This window comes from Streptomyces sp. NPDC002004 (genome assembly GCF_053593975.1).
Genome location: NZ_JBSFDP010000007.1, coordinates 204,527 through 221,698 on the forward strand (window position 1 = coordinate 204,527; position 17,172 = coordinate 221,698).

Annotated in this window: 16 protein-coding genes; 11 read left to right on the forward strand and 5 right to left on the reverse strand. The window is 73.3% G+C overall.

Features of this window, described 5'->3' with window-relative positions; genetic code table 11:
* The first annotated feature begins 62 nt into the window (after positions 1-62).
* Both ACWCP6_RS14515 and ACWCP6_RS14520 read left to right on the forward strand, forming a co-directional pair.
* Positions 63-1,382, forward strand: coding sequence for a sensor histidine kinase (locus ACWCP6_RS14515; RefSeq protein WP_450932742.1), 1,320 nt, complete (start codon positions 63-65; stop codon positions 1,380-1,382).
* Entirely contained in the window at positions 1,379-2,011 is a 633-nt protein-coding gene (locus ACWCP6_RS14520; protein WP_450932743.1) for a response regulator, read from the forward strand. The genes ACWCP6_RS14515 and ACWCP6_RS14520 overlap by 4 nt, the downstream gene beginning before the upstream one ends.
* A gap of 265 nt (positions 2,012-2,276) precedes the next feature.
* Here ACWCP6_RS14520 and ACWCP6_RS14525 read toward each other — a convergent pair whose 3' ends face one another.
* On the reverse strand, positions 2,277-2,591 hold the full coding sequence (locus ACWCP6_RS14525) for a DUF5955 family protein (protein WP_450932744.1): 315 nt from the start codon (positions 2,589-2,591) through the stop codon (positions 2,277-2,279).
* Between the two features lie 241 nt (positions 2,592-2,832).
* Here ACWCP6_RS14525 and ACWCP6_RS14530 point away from each other — a divergent pair, with 241 nt between their 5' ends.
* Together ACWCP6_RS14530 and aceB are read left to right on the forward strand one after the other, a co-directional pair.
* Complete coding sequence (locus tag ACWCP6_RS14530) at positions 2,833-3,450, forward strand: nucleotidyltransferase family protein (protein ID WP_450932745.1); 618 nt, start codon at positions 2,833-2,835, stop codon at positions 3,448-3,450.
* Between the two features lie 344 nt (positions 3,451-3,794).
* Positions 3,795-5,417, forward strand: a complete 1,623-nt coding sequence (gene aceB, locus ACWCP6_RS14535) for a malate synthase A (RefSeq protein WP_450932746.1) — start codon at positions 3,795-3,797, stop codon at positions 5,415-5,417.
* A gap of 66 nt (positions 5,418-5,483) precedes the next feature.
* Here the strand turns inward: aceB and ACWCP6_RS14540 are convergent, their stop codons facing one another.
* Positions 5,484-6,239 (reverse strand): metallophosphoesterase family protein, encoded by a 756-nt coding sequence (locus tag ACWCP6_RS14540; RefSeq protein ID WP_450932747.1) that lies wholly within the window; start codon positions 6,237-6,239, stop codon positions 5,484-5,486.
* Between the two features lie 66 nt (positions 6,240-6,305).
* On the reverse strand, positions 6,306-7,220 hold the full coding sequence (locus ACWCP6_RS14545; protein WP_450932748.1) for a HipA family kinase: 915 nt from the start codon (positions 7,218-7,220) through the stop codon (positions 6,306-6,308).
* Between the two features lie 287 nt (positions 7,221-7,507).
* Here ACWCP6_RS14545 and ACWCP6_RS14550 point away from each other — a divergent pair, with 287 nt between their 5' ends.
* Together ACWCP6_RS14550 and ACWCP6_RS14555 are read left to right on the forward strand one after the other, a co-directional pair.
* Positions 7,508-8,785 (forward strand): VWA domain-containing protein, encoded by a 1,278-nt coding sequence (locus ACWCP6_RS14550; RefSeq protein WP_450932749.1) that lies wholly within the window; start codon positions 7,508-7,510, stop codon positions 8,783-8,785.
* Positions 8,785-9,627 carry a hypothetical protein gene (locus ACWCP6_RS14555; RefSeq protein ID WP_450932750.1) on the forward strand — a complete coding sequence of 281 codons (843 nt, stop codon included), beginning with the start codon at positions 8,785-8,787 and terminating at the stop codon, positions 9,625-9,627. Before ACWCP6_RS14550 ends, ACWCP6_RS14555 begins: the two co-directional genes overlap by 1 nt.
* 74 nt (positions 9,628-9,701) lie before the next feature.
* Here ACWCP6_RS14555 and ACWCP6_RS14560 read toward each other — a convergent pair whose 3' ends face one another.
* Positions 9,702-10,373: a winged helix-turn-helix transcriptional regulator gene (locus tag ACWCP6_RS14560; RefSeq protein WP_450932751.1), complete on the reverse strand. Its 672-nt coding sequence runs from the start codon at positions 10,371-10,373 to the stop codon at positions 9,702-9,704.
* 111 nt (positions 10,374-10,484) lie between these two features.
* Between ACWCP6_RS14560 and ACWCP6_RS14565 the strand changes: the two genes are divergently transcribed.
* The 4 genes from ACWCP6_RS14565 to ACWCP6_RS14580 all read left to right on the forward strand — a co-directional run bounded on the left by ACWCP6_RS14565 (position 10,485) and on the right by ACWCP6_RS14580 (position 13,960).
* Positions 10,485-11,693 (forward strand): pyridoxal phosphate-dependent aminotransferase, encoded by a 1,209-nt coding sequence (locus tag ACWCP6_RS14565; RefSeq protein WP_450932752.1) that lies wholly within the window; start codon positions 10,485-10,487, stop codon positions 11,691-11,693.
* Positions 11,694-11,932: 239 nt separating this feature from the next.
* Complete coding sequence (locus ACWCP6_RS14570; RefSeq protein WP_450932753.1) at positions 11,933-12,532, forward strand: histidine phosphatase family protein; 600 nt, start codon at positions 11,933-11,935, stop codon at positions 12,530-12,532.
* A 131-nt stretch (positions 12,533-12,663) separates the two neighbouring features.
* Positions 12,664-13,353: a hypothetical protein gene (locus tag ACWCP6_RS14575; protein WP_450932754.1), complete on the forward strand. Its 690-nt coding sequence runs from the start codon at positions 12,664-12,666 to the stop codon at positions 13,351-13,353.
* Between the two features lie 184 nt (positions 13,354-13,537).
* On the forward strand, positions 13,538-13,960 hold the full coding sequence (locus ACWCP6_RS14580; protein WP_450932755.1) for an acyl-CoA thioesterase: 423 nt from the start codon (positions 13,538-13,540) through the stop codon (positions 13,958-13,960).
* Positions 13,961-14,151: 191 nt separating this feature from the next.
* Here the strand turns inward: ACWCP6_RS14580 and ACWCP6_RS14585 are convergent, their stop codons facing one another.
* Positions 14,152-14,781 (reverse strand): TMEM175 family protein, encoded by a 630-nt coding sequence (locus tag ACWCP6_RS14585; RefSeq protein ID WP_450932756.1) that lies wholly within the window; start codon positions 14,779-14,781, stop codon positions 14,152-14,154.
* A 132-nt stretch (positions 14,782-14,913) separates the two neighbouring features.
* On the opposite strand from ACWCP6_RS14585, the gene ACWCP6_RS14590 reads away from it, so the two are divergent.
* Positions 14,914-17,172: an alpha-N-acetylglucosaminidase gene (locus ACWCP6_RS14590; protein WP_450932757.1), complete on the forward strand. Its 2,259-nt coding sequence runs from the start codon at positions 14,914-14,916 to the stop codon at positions 17,170-17,172.

Here is a 17,172-nt window from a genome sequence, read left to right on the forward strand (position 1 = left end):
GGGCGGAATCCACCTTTCGGTTGACCGCGCACGCGGGTCCGCTGCCTACCCTTGAGGACGGTATGGATCCACGTTCACTCTCCCCCGCCCTGCGCGTCCTGCGCGTCTGCCTGCATCTGCTGATGGCGGGACTGCTGGCCCTCGCCGCGGTCCGCGCCGTCGCGGACCGCCCGAACGGCTCCGGCGCCTGGGCGGTGGTCACGGCCGCGGCCGCGATGGCCGGCGTGTACGGCGCGGCCGCGCTGCTGCCCGCGGTGCGCCGCTCGCGCCCCGCCGCCGCGCTGTGGCTCGGTGCGCTGTGCTCGGCCTGGCTGGTGCTGCTCGCACTCACCCCGGACGCCCTGTGGCTGGCGTTCCCGCTGTACTTCCTCCAGCTGCATCTGCTGCGCGCCCGCTGGGGCGTACCGGTGGTGCTGCTGACGGCGGCCACCGCGATCGCCTCCTTCGTGCGCCACGGGGAACCGGTCACGCCCGGCGCCTTCATCGGACCGCTGCTGGGCGCGGCCGTCGCGGTCGCCACGGTCCTCGGCTACCAGGCGCTGTACCGCGAGAACGAGCGGCGCCGGCAGCTCATCGAGGAGCTGATCGCCACCCGCGCGGAGCTCGCCGCCGCGGAGCGCGCCGCCGGGACGCTCGCCGAGCGGGAGCGGCTGGCGCGCGAGATCCACGACACGCTCGCCCAGGGCCTGTCCAGCATCCAGTTGCTGCTGCGCGCCGCCGAACGGGCGCTCGGGCCCGGTTCGCCCGCGGCGCCGCACATCGAGCAGGCGCGCGCGACGGCGCAGGACAACCTCGCCGAGGCCCGGCGGTTCGTGCGTGCCCTCGCCCCGCCGGACCTGGAGCACGGCTCGCTGGCGGCCGCCCTGGAACGGCTGTGCGCCGCGCTGCCCGGGGCGGCCGGGGCGGCCGGGGCGCCGAAGGTGCAGTTCTCGGTGAGCGGCACGCCCGTCGAGCTGCCCACGCCGTACGAGGTGGCGCTGCTGCGGACCGCGCAGTCCGCGCTGGGCAACACGGTGCGGCACGCCCGGGCGCGGCGGGCCGAGATCACCCTGAGCTTCATGGACACGGCGGTGGCCCTCGACGTCGTCGACGACGGGGCCGGCTTCGACCCCGGCGCGGTACGGGCGGAGCGGGGCGACGGCGGGTTCGGGCTGCCCGCGATGCGGTCGCGGGCCCGGTCGCTGGGCGGCACGTTCACCGTGGAGTCGGCGCCCGGACAGGGCACCGCGGTCGCGGTCACGCTGCCGTTGCCGTCCGGGGCGGCCACGGACCCCGGGGCGGCGTCCGCCGCCCTCGGCCGGGCACCCGTCCCCGGCCTCGTCCCCGGCCTCGTCCCCCCTCGGACATCGGCCCCCGCCCTCGTCGAGGAGGGCCGGGCGTGACCATCAGACTGCTGCTCGCGGACGACCATCCCGTCGTCCGTGCCGGGCTGCGGGCCGTCCTCGCGGCCGAGACGGACTTCGAGATCGTCGCGGAGGCGGCGACGGCGGAGCACGCCGTGGAACTGGCCGCGGCGGGCGATGCCGACGTCGTCCTCATGGACCTCCAGTTCGGTGCCGGGATGCACGGGGCGGAGGCGACTGCCGCGATCACCGGGCGGGCCGGCGCTCCGCGGGTGCTGGTGCTGACCACGTACGACTCCGATGCCGACATCCTCGCGGCGGTGGAGGCGGGGGCGGCGGGCTATCTCCTCAAGGACGCGCCGCCCGAGGAACTGGCGGCGGCGGTACGGACCGCGGCGGCGGGTCAGTCCGCGCTGGCCCCTGCCGTGGCCAACCGGCTTATGGACCGTATGCGGGCGCCCGGCGCGGCCCTCAGCCGGCGTGAGCTGGAAGTGCTGCGGCTGGTCCGCGACGGCCTGTCCAACCAGCGGATCAGCAAGGCGCTCTTCCTCAGCCAGGCCACGGTCAAGTCCCACCTGGTCCATATCTACGCCAAGCTGGGCGTCGACTCCCGCACGGCGGCGGTGGCCGCGGCGACGGCACGGGGGCTGATCCGCCGCGAAGGCTGACCCGGGTTGCCCGCGGGGGCGCGGACCGCTTCACCACGGATCGGGGGCACGCGAGCCGCTACCGCTGTGGGCAGTCGTTCCGCCGGAGCGGAGGTGGGCGCAGCCCACGGGTGCCGGGTGCCGTGCAGGGCGGCGGGGAGCGTCTCCACGGTGCCGGGTGACCGGGCGGGCGACGGGAGGTGGCCGGCGAGCCGGGGAGGCCGCGGTGCCGGGGCACCGGAAGGGTGACGGGCGCTTCCCGGCGCCGCGGACGAAGAGCCCGGGGTCACCGTCGTGGGGGTTCGCCGAAGAGGTCCACCGCGTCGCGGACGTCGGCCAGCCGGGACGCCAGCGCGCTGACCGAGCCGATGGCCCCGGCGATGAGCAGGAGGGACCGGCGCAGCCGGGGGATCTCCGGCACCCCGCTCCCGGCCATCGCGTCGAGTGCCGCCAGCTCGTCCTCCGCGATCCCCCGGTCGGGGAACTCCGCCGGATGGGCGGCGAGTTCACGGCGTAACCGGGAGACTGCGCCCCGCAGCTCCGTCACTCGAGGGTCCTCGTCGCTGCCGATCACTGGCTTCTGCCCCACGCTCCGCAACACAGCACTCCCCCCGCGCACATCCTCGTGCGCCGCTCCGCGTACTCCGCCGTACCCGCCCTCCCCCGAGCCGCGAGGGCCCGGGAGGTGCCCCCCGGGTGCAGTGCCCGGACGCCGGGGATCGCGGGCCAGTAAACGCCACCCGAACCGGTGGGCGCCACTCCACGGACCGAAATTCAACTCATCGACGTGGCACGGAATGCAGCGTTGCCATGGGTGCACGCCGCTGAGGTATGCAGGGAGCATGACCGAATCCGAACAGTTGGACAGGGCCCGGCGCGAGGTCGTGGGGCTGCTGCTGGCCGCGGGCGGCGGGCGGCGTCTCGGCGGGAGGCCGAAGGCGCTGCTCGAGCACCACGGGCGGCCGCTGGTGGAGCACGCCGTGCGGGTCCTGCGCGAGGGGGGCTGCACCCGGGTGCACGTGGTCCTGGGGGCACGGAGCGGGACGGTCCGGGAGCGGGCCCGGCTCGACGGGTGCGTGCTGGTCGAGAACCCGGCCTGGGAGGAGGGCATGGGCTCGTCGCTGCGCGCCGGACTCTCGTCGGTCGCCCGCACGGACGCGCGGGCGGCGCTGGTGTCCCTCGTCGACCAGCCGGGCATCGGCCCGGCGGCCGTCGCCCGCGTCCTTGCCGCCTACCGCTCGCCCGCGACGCTCGCAGCGGCCTCGTACGACGGGGAGCGGGGCCATCCCGTCCTGTTCGGCGCGGAGCACTGGGCCGGGATCCGGGAGACCGCGCTGGGCGACCGGGGCGCGCGCGCCTACCTCAAGACGCACGGGGAGGGCATCACGCTGGTCGAGTGCGGGGATGTCGCGGAGCCGTACGACATCGACACGGAGGCGGATCTGACTCACCTGGAGTGAGCCGCCGCGCCGCGCCGGCGCGCGCGACGCACCGGGAGTGAGCGGCGTGGCACTCAGCGCCATGTTGTGTCGACAAGAAGAATCTCGACATCAACACACCTTGAACTTCCACCATGAGGAAACTACTATCCACTGTTCAGAAGCGCCCGACACCCTCAGACGGCGTCCACGGCCGCATCCGGAGCCGTGGCACGCAGTGCCGACTTACCCCGCACTCCCGCCACGCGCACCATGGAGGCGACCCGTCGGCCGTGGGGGTCCCCCGGCTCGCGCCGAGCGAGAGCGGGGCGGCCCCGGCAACCGCCTGAGACGCCCGAGAAGTTCGCTGAAGGAAGTGACAGCTCATGTCCGCACCAGCGCCGTCCTCGCCGGCCATCGTCGACGCAGAGCCCCTGCCCCGGCAGGATGAGGTCCTCACCGACGCGGCCCTGGCCTTCGTGGCTGAGCTGCACCGGCTGTTCACGCCCCGGCGTGACGAGCTCCTGATCCGCCGTGCGGAGCGCCGCGCCGAGATCGCCCGCACCTCGACCCTCGACTTCCTCCCGGAGACCGCACAGCTCCGCGAGGACCCCACCTGGCGCGTCGCCCCCGCCCCGGCCGCGCTGAACGACCGCCGGGTCGAGATCACCGGCCCCACCGACCGCAAGATGACCATCAACGCCCTCAACTCGGGCGCCAGGGTCTGGCTCGCCGACTTCGAGGACGCGTCGGCGCCCACCTGGGAGAACGTGGTCACCGGTCAGCTCAACCTGATCGACGCCTACGAGCGCCGCATCGACTTCACCGACGAGCGCAGCGGCAAGTCCTACGCCCTGAAGCCGAACGAGCAGCTGGCGACGGTGGTCATGCGCCCGCGCGGCTGGCACCTGGAGGAGCGGCACCTCCGGGTCGACGGCCGCCCCGTCCCGGGCGCCCTGGTCGACTTCGGCCTGTACTTCTTCCACAACGCCCAGCGGCTCATCGACCTGGGCAAGGGGCCGTACTTCTACCTCCCGAAGACCGAGTCGCACCTGGAGGCCCGCCTCTGGAACGACATCTTCGTCTTCGCGCAGGACTACGTGGGCATCCCGCAGGGCACCGTCCGCGCCACCGTCCTCATCGAGACGATCACGGCCGCGTACGAGATGGAGGAGATCCTCTACGAGCTGCGGGACCACGCCTCCGGGCTCAACGCCGGCCGCTGGGACTATCTGTTCTCCATCGTCAAGAACTTCCGTGACGGAGGGCCCCGGTTCGTGCTGCCGGACCGCAACGCGGTGACGATGACGGCCCCGTTCATGCGCGCCTACACCGAACTGCTCGTGCGCACCTGCCACAAGCGGGGCGCGCACGCGATCGGCGGCATGGCGGCGTTCATCCCCTCGCGCAAGGACGCCGAGGTCAACAAGGTCGCCTTCGAGAAGGTCCGTGCCGACAAGGACCGCGAGGCGGGCGACGGCTTCGACGGCTCCTGGGTCGCCCACCCCGATCTCGTGCCCATCGCCATGGCCTCCTTCGACGCCGTCCTCGGTGACCGGCCGAACCAGAAGGACCGTCTCCGCGAGGACGTCTCCGTCGCCGCGGCCGACCTGATCGCCGTCGACTCCCTCGACGCGAAGCCGACGTACGACGGTCTGGTCAACGCCGTCCAGGTCGGCATCCGCTACATCGAGGCCTGGCTGCGCGGCCTCGGCGCCGTCGCCATCTTCAACCTCATGGAGGACGCGGCCACCGCCGAGATCTCCCGCTCCCAGATCTGGCAGTGGATCAACGCGGGCGTCGTGTTCGAGAACGGCGAGCACGCCACACCCGAGCTGGCCCGCAAGGTCGCCGCCGAGGAACTGGCCGACATCCGCGCCGAGATCGGCGAGGAGGCCTTCGCGGCCGGACACTGGCAGCAGGCCCACGACCTCCTCCTGGAGGTCGCGCTCGACGAGAACTACGCGGACTTCCTCACCCTCCCCGCGTACGAGCAGCTGACCGGCTGACCGCGCACGGCCCGGGGAGCACGGCCCCGACCCCGGCGCCGCACGACGTCAGGGGGGACGGGGCCGTCACCGTCCCCGGCCGTCGTGCGGCGCGAACAGGGCATGGGCCTCGGCCTCCGTCGTACGGGCGTTGAGGCAGTGGTCGGCCCACTCCGCGGCCTGCGGGAAGGCCGAGTCCGCGGCGATGCGGGCGGCCGCGGCCGCCACGTCGAACACCGTGCGCCGCAGTTCGACCCCGGGCCCGAGCAGGGCCCAGTGGGCTCCCGGGCGGCCGTAGGGCATGCCGACGCTGCCCGGGTTCACCACGAGCCGGCCGGCCGCGAGCCGGGTGAACGGCATATGGGTGTGCCCGCACACCACGGTGGTCACGCCGGGACCGAGACCGGCGAAGACCTCCTCCCACCGTGCCGCGCGGGAGTCCACCAGCACCATCTCGGCGTCGTCCCTGGGCGTGGCGTGGCAGAACAGCACCTCGCCCAGTCCGTCGACCGGCACGGTGAGCGTGGTGGGGAGCTCCGCCAGGAAGTCGACCTGGTCCTCGCGCAGGCTCTCGGCGGCGGACGGCGCGATCGGGTCGGGGATGGACGTCCGCAGCCCGCGCCGGTACTCGACGAGCTCGCGGTCGGCGTTGCCCCTGACCCATGCGGCCCGGTCGCCGAGTCCCGCGAGCAGGTCGAGCACCTGGACCGGCTGGGGTCCGCAGGCGATGTCGCCGGTGAGCACGATCCGGTCGGCGGACGCCACGTCGGGCTCCGCCAGGACCGCCTCGACGGCCGGCAGGACCCCATGGACGTCGGACAGCACAGCTATGCGACTCGTCATGATCGCCAGTATGCGGGCGTGCGCGGGCCCGCACCGGTGCCTCGGGCCGGATCAGGCCGGGCGCGCTCATCCCAGGTGGACGGACCAGTCCTGGGCGGCGGCGGGCTTGCCGTGCAGGTTCGGCACGCGCTTCAGCCAGGCGGGGCGGCCGGCCTCCGTGGCCTCGGCGCGGCGGGCGGCCTCGGCGGCCAGCTCCTCGCGGGAGGGGAAGTCGTCCGGCAGCCAGGCCGAAGAGGCCTTCGCGCGGGCTGCGAGGTACGTCACATAGGCCTGGCGCACCTCGTCGGGCGTGGCGAAGCCCGGCTCGCCGGCCAGCCACGCGTCGGGGACCAGGTCCACGATCTCGCGCAGCAGGCCGGGGGTGACCCGGGACGCCAGCTCGGCGTCGGCCGCCCGGGTGTCCGGGGTGTAGGCGCCGAGTGCGTGCTGGCGGAAGTCGTAGACCTTCGCGACGGAGTCGCCCGCCGAGTCCCACCGGTGGTGGAAGACGAGGGCCGCACCGTGGTCGATGAGCCAGAGCTTCGGCTCGCGGGTGCCGAAGGTGGGCCAGATCATCAGGTTGGAGCTGTGCACGGTGCGGTCCACGTTGGCCGTGAGGGCGTCGAGCCACACCACCTTCCCGGCCTCCAGGGGGTCCAGGGCCAGCGGCGCGCCGGGGGTGAAGTCGACGGCGCCCGGCAGGAAGTCCATGCCCAGATTGAGGCCGGCGCTGCGGTCCAGCAGGTCGCGCACCTCCTGGTGCGGCTCGTCCCCGGCGACCGCCGGGTCGAAGTGGGCCAGCACCAGCTCCGGCACCCGCAGCCCGAGCGCCCGCGCCAGCTCCCCGACGATCACCTCGGCGACCAGCGCCTTGCGCCCCTGTGCGGAGCCGGTGAACTTCACGACGTACGTCCCCAGGTCGTCGGCCTCCACGACACCCGGGACCGACCCTCCGGTCCGGAGGGGGGTCACGTAGCGAACGGCGGTCACCTGGCGCAGCACACCGGCCAGGGTACGGCAGAGGCGCGGACGGACGGCGTGGGTTTTTTCGCGCAGGGCCCGCGGGACGTACACGGTCGGCCGGCACATGCCGACGCGGCCCTGCGCCCCCCCGAGTCGGCGCACCCCTGCGGTCGCCCCGGCCCTCGACGGCCGCGAGCCGTACCTGCCTGCCAGGCGCACCCGCAGCGGTCGGGACGGCCGCAACTCCCCCGGCCCGTCGGCGCCTTCCGTGGCCGCCCCGGCCGCCCGGTTTTGAGCACGCACCCCGCGATCAATAGGATCCGCCGATGATCATAAGAAAACGGTTGGCGGCCGGGTTGTGTGCCCTGCTCGCCGCCTTGAGCGTCGGGCTGCAGCCCGGTGGGGCGTACGCCGCCGACGGGGAGCCTGCGAAGAGCGCGCCGAAGGTCGAGCTGGTGCTGGACGTCAGCGGTTCGATGCGGGCGCGGGACATCGACGGCGGGTCGCGGATGGCCGCGGCGAAGCAGGCGTTCAACGAGGTGCTGGACGCGACGCCGGAGGACGTACAGCTCGGTATACGGACGCTCGGCGCCCAGTACCGCGGCCAGGACCGCAAGGAGGGGTGCAAGGACACCCAGCAGCTGTATCCGGTCGGGCCGCTCGACCGTACCGAGGCGAAGACCGCGGTCGCGACGCTCGCGCCGACCGGCTGGACCCCGATCGGACCGGCCCTCCAGAAGGCCGCAGGGGACCTTCAGGGCGGCGACGGCTCGCGGCGGATCGTGCTGATCAGTGACGGCGAGGACACCTGCGCCCCGCTCGACCCGTGCGAGGTGGCCCGCGACATCGCCGCCAAGGGCATCCATCTCGTCATCGACACGCTCGGACTGGTGCCGAACGCCAAGACCCGCGACCAGCTCAGCTGTATCGCCGAGGCGACCGGCGGAACGTACACCACGGTGCGCCACCGGCACGAACTGAGCGACCGGGTGGGGCAGTTGGTCCATCGGACGGCCCAGCGGACCGCGACGCCGGTGGCCGTGGACGGCACGGAACGGTGCACCGACGCCCCGCAGCTCAAGCCCGGGCTCTACACCGACCGCGAGGAGTTCGGCAGGCACCGCTGGTACCGCGTCGACGTGCGTCCGGGTCAGGAGCTGCGCGCGTCCGCCAGCGTCGCCGCCGACCGGCAGGTCAACCGCGACTACGGCGTCCTTCTGCGGGCCGTGACCGCGCACGGGCGCGAGATCGTGCGCGGGTCCGAGTCCGGAGCCGGGCGCACCGACGTCATCTCCACGGGGCTGCGCTATCCGAAGCCCGAAGCCGATGACAGCGACGACAGCGGCGAGCCCGCCGCCGAGACCGTCTGCCTCGAACTCGGCAACGCCTACTCGGCGCCGTCCTCCGTGAAGACGACGCCGGGTATGCCGGTCGAGCTTTCCGTCGACGTCGTGGACGGCCCGAGCCAGGCGTCCGACGTGGCCGCCTTCGGGCTCGGCCGCGGCTGGTGGCTGCTCGGCGCCCTGGTGGTCGTCGGATTCCTGGCGGGTCTCGTGTGGGGCTGGCTCTCGCGCTGGCGGGTGGCCGTTTGGAGGACCAACTGATGCGTGCGGCACGACGACTGCGGAATCTGTTCGCGCTGCTGGGGCTGGGGGTCGCCGTTCTCGGTGCGGGGGGCGCCCCCGCCGTCGCCGACTCCTCGCCATCGCCGAGCGCCACCTCCGGTGACGCGGCACCGACCGAGGCCGGTACGTCGTTCCGGACGGCCACTGCGATCCGGCAGGGTCAGCGGGCCACCGCGGACGCGTCCACCGGCGACTATCTGTACTGGTCGTTCCCGGCGGACGCCGGTCAGCGCCCGACCGTCAGGGCGACGGTGAAGCTGCCGTCGTCGGCGGGGCACGGCTCCTCCTCGACCTGGCAGGTCGACGTGTACGACGGGCTGCGCCGCCGCCAGCCCTGCATGTACGGCACACAGACGCGGTCGGCCGACGCGGGCGCCGGTTCCGTCGAACTGGCCTGCACGCTGCGCCCGGTGCGCGCCTGGGCCGACGCCTGGGACAACGAGCCGCTGCCCGGCACGTACTACATACGGCTCACGGTGGTCGGGCTCGCGCCGTCGGAGCTCGGTCTGCCCGTGCACGCCGAGGTCCGGGCGGACTCCAAGGACATGGGCGGATCGCAGGCGGTGGACGGCTCGCTCGGCAAGCCGCTGGTACCGGGCGTCAGCGTCGCCTCCGGCGCTCAGGACACGGAGGATGCCGACACCGGTACGACGCAGGCCCTGCCCACCGGTGAGCCCGAGGACGGCTGGTCGTCGGGCTGGTGGACGGACCGCTGGGTCTGGACCGCGCTGGGCGCCGTACTGGCCGCGCTCGCGGGCATCGGGGGATATGCGCTGACCCGCGGCTCGGGTCGGCCGTCCCGGGTGCCACCGGGAGTCTGACGGCGGCTCACCCCGTAAGGGGCGGCCGTCACCGTGAGGCCCGCCGTGCGCTGCGCACGGCGGGCCTCACGCGTTCACGCACCCCGCAGCACCTTCGCCGCCGCTCCCTCGCCCGTGACGTCGACGCGCCCCTCGCGCACGGCGTCCTCCAGGGTCAGCTCGCCGCGGGTGACGGCCAGACAGGTCCCCGCGTCGAGACGCAGCCGGGCGTCCGGCTCCTCGGGGGCGGGCCCGTCGCCGTACGCCACGGTCCCGGCCTCGCGGCCGAGGCGCAGATGGAACTCCCCTTCGTCGAGCCGCACCTCGACCGTGCCGGTCACCTCCAGCGCCTCCAGGCGCGCCCGCAGGGGCAGCGCGAACCAGTGGGCGCGCACGGCGTCCGTGGGGCGGCGCTCCTCGAGCAGGGGGGCGCCCCAGACGCTCAGGGCCTCGAGCACGGGCAGCAGCGCACGTCCGCGGGCGGTGAGTTCGTAGACCGCCGCGGAGGCCGGCGGGGGCAGCTTGCGGCGGGTGACGACGTCCTCGCGCTCCAGGTCCTTCAGCCGGCCTGCCAGCATGTCCGTGCTGACGCCGGGCAGGTCCGCGTGCAGATCGGTGTAACGGCGCGGCCCGGCCAGCAACTCGCGGACGATCAGAAGGGTCCAGCGGTCGCCGACGGCGTCCAGGGCGCGGGCGGCGGCGCAGTACTGGTCGTAGCTGCGGCCCTGTTGTCGCGGCTGACGGGGCTGTCGTTGCTGACGTGGCATGCGACTCAGTCTAGACAAGTTGTTGGACTTTCCAAGCTCGCACTTGGTAAAACCAAGCACGGATGGTGTCAGTGAGTCGGTGCGTCACCGAAGGGTCTGGGAGGCCAGCACATGGAGTTCCGGCAGTCGAGCAAGCTCAGCGAGGTGTGCTACGAGATCCGGGGCCCGGTGATCGAGCACGCCAACGCCCTGGAGGAGGCGGGCCACAGCGTCCTGCGCCTCAACACCGGCAACCCCGCGCTGTTCGGCTTCGAGGCGCCCGAGGAGATCGTCCAGGACATGATCCGGATGCTCCCGCAGGCGCACGGCTACACCGACTCCCGCGGCGTCCTCTCCGCCCGGCGGGCCGTCGCCCAGCGCTACCAGGGCCTCGGTCTCGAGGTCGGCGTGGACGACGTGTTCCTCGGCAACGGCGTGTCGGAGCTGGTCACCATGGCCGTGCAGGCGCTGCTGGAGGACGGCGACGAAGTCCTCATCCCCGCACCGGACTTCCCGCTCTGGACCGCCGTCACGACGCTCTCGGGCGGCAGGCCCGTGCACTATCTGTGCGACGAGCAGGCGGACTGGTACCCGGACCTCGCCGACATGGAGTCGAAGATCACCGACCGGACCAGGGCGGTCGTGATCATCAATCCCAACAACCCGACGGGCGCGGTCTACCCGAAGGAGATCCTGGAGGGGATCCTCGACCTGGCCCGCCGCCATCAGCTGATGGTGTTCGCGGACGAGATCTACGACCGGATCGTCTACGACGACGCCGTGCACCACACCACCGCCACCCTCGCGCCCGATCTCGTGGTCCTGACCTTCGGCGGCCTGTCGAAGACGTACCGCGTTGCCGGCTTCCGCTCCGGCTGGCTCGTCGTCACCGGCCCGCGCCGGCATGCGCAGAACTATCTGGAGGGGCTGACCATGCTGGCCTCCATGCGGCTGTGCGCCAACGCTCCCGCGCAGTACGCCATCCAGGCCGCGCTCGGCGGCCGGCAGTCCATCGACGAGCTGACCGCCCCCGGCGGCCGGCTGCACGAGCAGCGCAACCGCGCCTGGGAGAAGCTCAACGAGATCCCCGGCGTCTCGTGCGTCAAACCGAAGGGCGCGCTGTACGCGTTCCCCCGCCTGGACCCCAAGGTGCACCCGATCCACGACGACGAGAAGTTCGTGCTCGACCTGCTGCTGCGCGAGAAGATCCAGGTCGTGCAGGGAACCGGCTTCAACTGGCCGCGCCCCGACCACTTCCGCATCCTGACGCTGCCGCACGCCGACGACCTGGACGCGGCGATCAGCCGGATCGGACGGTTCCTGAGCGGCTATCGGCAGTAGCGGCCGGCTACGCCCCCACAGATGCGACCGCGTCACCACGGGCAGGTCTTCCCCATGAGTGACCGACCGCTGCCGCTCCTCGACGTCGCCGGCCTCCTCAACCCGTTCCGCGCCCGGTTCCTCCGGCACCGCGGCCATGTCACGACGCCCCCGCGCTGCTCCTGCCCATCGCTGCGCGCAAGGGGCTGCGCGAGCGTCAGTTCGCGGACTTGGAGCGCTGGGCCCGTAATCTGTGACGCATGGGTGATCTTCTCCTCGTCCGGCACGGTGAGACCGAGTGGTCGCTCTCCGGGCGGCACACCGGCCTGACCGACATCCCGCTGACCGAGCGCGGCCGGGACAACGCGCGGGAGCTCGCCCCGCTGCTCGCGACGTACCGGATCGGCGCCGCCTTCGCCAGCCCGATGAAGCGTGCCCAGGAGACCGCCCGGCTCGCCGGTCTGAAGGGCGTGTACACGGACCCGGACCTGCACGAATGGGACTACGGCGGCTACGAGGGGATCACCACCGCCGAGATCCACCGCACCCGCCCCGACTGGTTCCTCTTCCGGGACGGGGTCGCCCCGGGCCCGCCGGACCGGCCCGGCGAGAGCCCGGAGGAGGTCGGGGAGCGCGCGGACCGGGTGCTCACCAGGGTGGACAGGACGCTCTCGGACTCCGACGGGGACGTGGTGCTGGTCGCCCACGGACACTTCCTGCGGGTGCTCACCGCGCGCAGGCTGGGCCTGCCCGCGTCGGGCGGCGCACTGTTCCAGCTGGCCACGGGGACGGTGTGCCGGCTGGGCACGGAGCACGACCGGCCGGTCGTCGCCGAGTGGAATGTCAGACCGGGGACCTAGCCTGCAGGGACGGGCAGGGGAGAGCCGCCCGTCCGCACGCGCCGTGCGGGGACGGCCCGCCGGCGTCCGCCGCGGAGGGCAGCGCCCGGGCGGTAGGGACGGCGGCCGGAGCACCGGGGAGGGTACGGGCCATGTCACGTCCGCCGACCGCCGCGCAGCGGCGGATCATCCAGGCAGCCGACCCGGTGACGGGCCGTCTGAGGGGCACGGAGACGCAGCTCGCGGCACTGGTACGGCTGCGGCTGGCGTTCCGGCATCCCCGCCCGCCGCACGACTGCTTCCTGACCCCCGAAGGCCATCGGGTGCGCGCGGAGTCCGGCACCGACTCGCCGTCCTCTGCGGATCCTGCCGGCTCGGCTCCCGCCGGCTCACCCGCCGCCGTCGAGCCCGCCGCGGGGCCGGCCGCGACGGCGGCGCGGCCCGGTGTGTTCGCCGCGCGTACCGGTGGTGAGCCGGACGTCGTGGACGGACCCGCGCGGGTGCGCGAGGTGTACGCGGCCTGGCAGGGTCTGCTGGAGATGCGGCGGATGACCAACCCGGACGGTGCGACGGACCGCCCGGGGCCCTGGGAGCGTACGCATCTCGTCCCCGCCGCCGCACTGGCCCTGGAGGCGGCAGGCTGCGCCCCGGCGGCTCCCGGCCGCGAGGGCTACCGCGTCATGGACACCCCGCAGCCGGAGGCGGTCGCCGTACGGGCCCCGGGCCCCGATGCCCTGCGGGCGTGCGCCGACGCCCTGGACCGGGCGGGGTGGCAGACCGGGGCGCACCGGGAGCCGCGCACGGGCGACCGCTATCTGCTGGCGTCCCCGCGTCGCGCCTGAGCGTCGGCCCGCGGTGAGCCGTCGCCGGGCGGACCGGGGCGGTACCCCGGGACGGGCCGGGCCGGACCGGCGCACGGAACCGGAATGTCACAGGTCCCCCATATGTTGCCTCTGATGAGCAAGCGCTCAGCGAGCGCTCACCGAGGTGGTCGGCGCGGCCGGTCACCGCCCGGAAAGGAACACCGTGGCAGAGCCTTTCTCCGTGGACGTGGTCGTCCGCGGGTACGAGACGGACACGCAGGGCCATCTGAATCAGGCCGTCTATCTCCAGTACGCGGAGCACGCCCGCTGGTCGTTGCTGCAACGGGCCGGGATCGGGCAGACCGACCTGGTGGGCAAGGGTGTCGGACCGGTGACCCTGGAGACCACCGTGCGCTACCGGCATGAGCTGCGCGCGGGCGACGAGGTCGACGTGACCTGCGCGTTCGTATGGGGTGAGGGCAGGACCTTCCACGTCCGGCAGGAGGTGCGGAAGCCGGACGGCACGGTGGCCGCCGAGGTGACCGCGGTCGGCGGTCTGCTGGACCTCCAGGAGCGCAGGCTGGTCGCCGACCCCGCGGAGTACTTCCGCGCCCTGGCGGCCGACCCGGGCGCGCTCGGCCTCTGAGGGACGCAAGACCCCTCCCGGATCCCTGACCCGGCGTCATTCCGGTGCGGTCCGGCGGGCCGGCGTGGGCACCGCGGTGCGCGCGGCCCGTGCCGCGGCGCCGGCCCGGCGTCGGGGCGCGTCACACGGCGACATCGGCCGTCAGGAGGTGTGCCGCCGATCGGTCCCGGGCCGGGCCGCGTGACACCGCGTCATGCGGCTTCGACCTCCTCCATTCCGGCCCGTATCGGCACCGGCACCTGGTTGAAGCCGTAGTACACCGCGATCAGGGCGTGCGCGGCCAGGGTGAGCGGTGCCGAGACGAACGCGAGGGCGACCGTCGCCGGGTAGGCGAGCGAGCCGACGGCGAAACGCGTCCGGGTGCGGCGGGCGGCCGGTACGTCCACTCGGGCGTCGAAGAGGTGCCCCGTACGGGTGAGATGCCACCACAGGCACTGGAAGGTGAGCGCCATCGCGACCATGACGATGCAGTACACGGCCGCGGCGATGTGGGAGGACTGGTCCTCGCGCAGGTACTCGGCGAGCAGGGACGTCGGCCACGGCACGGCGGCCACCACCATGAGCAGCAGCAGGTTCAGGAACATCAGCGTGCGGTCGACGCGCGCGACGTAGCTGAAGACCTGGTGGTGGTTGACCCACATGATGCCGATGACCAGGAAGCTGACCACATAGGCGAAGTACGAGGGCCACTGGTGGCCCAGGGCCACCCAGAGGCTCTCGTGCCCGGACGTCTCCGGCACCTTGATCTCGAGGATGAGCAGCGTGATGGCGATGGCGAACACGCCGTCGCTGAACGCCTCCACCCGGCCGGACTCGTTCATGCCTTTACTCCCCACAGGCCTCTGGCCGAAGTTGCGCGCTCAGAACGTTAACGCAGCGGGTATGGCTTCACACGGCTTTCCTGACGCCGGACTTGTCACGCCCTCCCCCACCCGTCGGCCGCCGGAGGCACCATGCCCTTCCCCCACACCGTCCAGGCCCCCCGTCCTCCTCGTCGTACGTTCCTGGCCGCGCTCGCCGGTTCGGCGGGCGTCGCGGCTGTGGCCTGCTCCCGGGCCAGCGCGGACGGCACGGCGGTGGCGCCGGGCGCCCGGGCCGCCGCTCCGGGCGCGCTGTCCCCCGCGGCGTCGTCCGCGCGCAGGCTGCTCCCCCACCACTGGGAGCAGCTCGCGTTCCGGACGGTGCCCGCGCACCACGGGGATGTGTTCGAGGTGTCGGGCGGCCGGGGCAGGATCACCGTCGCGGGCACCACACCCGCCGTGCAACTCACCGGCCTCAACCACTACTTGCGGCAGGTGGCGCACGCGAACATCACCTGGGCCGGGGAACAGGTCGGCCTGCCGGCGCGGCTGCCCGCCGTCACCGGGACGCTCACCCGGCGCGCGAACGTCCCGCACCGTTTCGTCCTCAACGACACCAACGACGGCTATACGAGCGCCTACCACGACTGGGCGTACTGGGAGCGCGAGCTCGACGTGCTCGCCCTGCACGGCTACAACGAGGTGCTCGTCTACGTCGGCGCGGACGCGCTCTACCACCGGGTGTTCCAGGGGTTCGGGTACCACGACGAGGAGCTGCGGCGGTGGATCCCGAGCCCCGCGCACCAGCCGTGGTGGCTGCTGCAGAACCTGTCCGGGTTCCCCAAGTTCCCGCAAGGGGTGTCGCGGCAGCTGCTGGATGCCCGGGCGGCCCTCGGCCGGCGCATCGCGCACCGGGTGCGCGAGCTGGGCATGACACCGGTGTTCCCCGGCTACTTCGGTACGGTGCCGCCGGACTTCGCGGAGCGCAACCCGGGTGCCCACACCGTCCCCCAGGGGAACTGGATGGGACTCCGGCGTCCCGACTGGCTGGATCCGAGGTCCGGCCACTTCGCGCGGGTCGCCGCCGCGTTCTACGAGGCCCAGGACCGGATGTTCGGCGCGTCGACGCTGTACAAGATGGATCTGCTGCACGAGGGCGGGAAGCCCGGTGACGTGCCGGTCGGGGATGCGGCGCGGGGTGTGCAGAAGGCTCTGCTGGCCGCGCATCCGGACGCCACCTGGGTGATCCTCGGCTGGCAGCACAATCCGCCGAGGGCCCTGGTCGACGCGGTCGACAAGAAGCGGATGCTGGTCGTCGACGGCCTGTCGGACCGCTTTCCGCGCATCACCGACCGCGAGTCCGACTGGGGCGGCACACCGTACGCGTTCGGCTCGATCTGGAACTTCGGCGGGCACACGGCGCTCGGCGCGAACACCCCGGACTGGGCGCAGCGGTACCGCGAGTGGCGCACCCGCCCCGGCAGTGCCCTGGACGGTGTCGCGCTGCTTCCGGAAGCCGCGGACAACAACCCGGCCGCGTTCGCACTGTTCTCCGAACTGCCCTGGACGGACGGCGACCTGGATCTGAAGGCGTGGTTCGCACAGTGGTCCGTCGCGCGGTACGGCGGCGAGGACGCGCATGCCGCCGCCGCCTGGGACGTCCTGCGGCGCACGGCGTACGGGACGACGCGCGAGGACTCGTGGAGCGAGGCCGCCGACGGGCTGTTCGGCGCACGCCCTTCGCTGACGGCCGGCTCGGCGGCGTCCTGGTCGCCGAAGCAGCTGCGCTACCGTGCCGAGGACTTCGAGCCCGCGCTCGGCGAGCTGCTCGCCGTACGCAGGGCGCTGCGCGGGTCGTCGGCGTACCGCCGCGATCTGCTCGACGTGGCACGGCAGACGCTGTCGAACCGCAGCCGGGTGCTGCTCCCACGGATCAAGGAGGCGTACGACACCGGGGACGGCGCGGGGTTCGCCCGGCTGACCGGCACCTGGCTGGCGCTGATGGATCTGCTGGAGCGGCTGCTGGCCACCGACTCCGCCCATCTGCTGGGCCGCTGGGTCGCCGAGGCCCGGGCCTGGGGGGCGGACGCCGCGGAGCAGGACCGGCTGGCGTACGACCAGCTGTCCCTGCTGACGGTGTGGGGCACACGCAAGGGCGCCGACGCCGGACTGCACGACTACGCCAACCGTGAGTGGGCCGGCCTGGTGGGCGGTCTGTACCGGCTGCGCTGGTCGGCCTACTTCACGGAGCTGGCGGCGGCGGTGCGGGAGCACCGGACGCCCACGGCCATCGACTGGTTCGCCCTGGAGGACCGCTGGACGAGGAATCCGGGCACCCTGACCACGCGCCCCACGGGAGACACGTACAAGGTCGCCCTGGAGGTGCATGCGCTGCTCGGCCGGAGCCGGTAG

Coding starts and splice junctions, on each gene's coding strand:
- ACWCP6_RS14515 (WP_450932742.1), top strand. CDS start 63: ATGGATCCACGTTCACTCTCCCCCGCCCTGCGCGTCCTGCGCGTCTGC.
- ACWCP6_RS14530 (WP_450932745.1), top strand. CDS start 2,833: ATGACCGAATCCGAACAGTTGGACAGGGCCCGGCGCGAGGTCGTGGGG.
- aceB (WP_450932746.1), top strand. CDS start 3,795: ATGTCCGCACCAGCGCCGTCCTCGCCGGCCATCGTCGACGCAGAGCCC.
- ACWCP6_RS14540 (WP_450932747.1), bottom strand. CDS start 6,239: ATGACGAGTCGCATAGCTGTGCTGTCCGACGTCCATGGGGTCCTGCCG.
- ACWCP6_RS14550 (WP_450932749.1), top strand. CDS start 7,508: ATGATCATAAGAAAACGGTTGGCGGCCGGGTTGTGTGCCCTGCTCGCC.
- ACWCP6_RS14555 (WP_450932750.1), top strand. CDS start 8,785: ATGCGTGCGGCACGACGACTGCGGAATCTGTTCGCGCTGCTGGGGCTG.
- ACWCP6_RS14560 (WP_450932751.1), bottom strand. CDS start 10,373: ATGCCACGTCAGCAACGACAGCCCCGTCAGCCGCGACAACAGGGCCGC.
- ACWCP6_RS14565 (WP_450932752.1), top strand. CDS start 10,485: ATGGAGTTCCGGCAGTCGAGCAAGCTCAGCGAGGTGTGCTACGAGATC.
- ACWCP6_RS14570 (WP_450932753.1), top strand. CDS start 11,933: ATGGGTGATCTTCTCCTCGTCCGGCACGGTGAGACCGAGTGGTCGCTC.
- ACWCP6_RS14575 (WP_450932754.1), top strand. CDS start 12,664: ATGTCACGTCCGCCGACCGCCGCGCAGCGGCGGATCATCCAGGCAGCC.
- ACWCP6_RS14585 (WP_450932756.1), bottom strand. CDS start 14,781: ATGAACGAGTCCGGCCGGGTGGAGGCGTTCAGCGACGGCGTGTTCGCC.
- ACWCP6_RS14590 (WP_450932757.1), top strand. CDS start 14,914: ATGCCCTTCCCCCACACCGTCCAGGCCCCCCGTCCTCCTCGTCGTACG.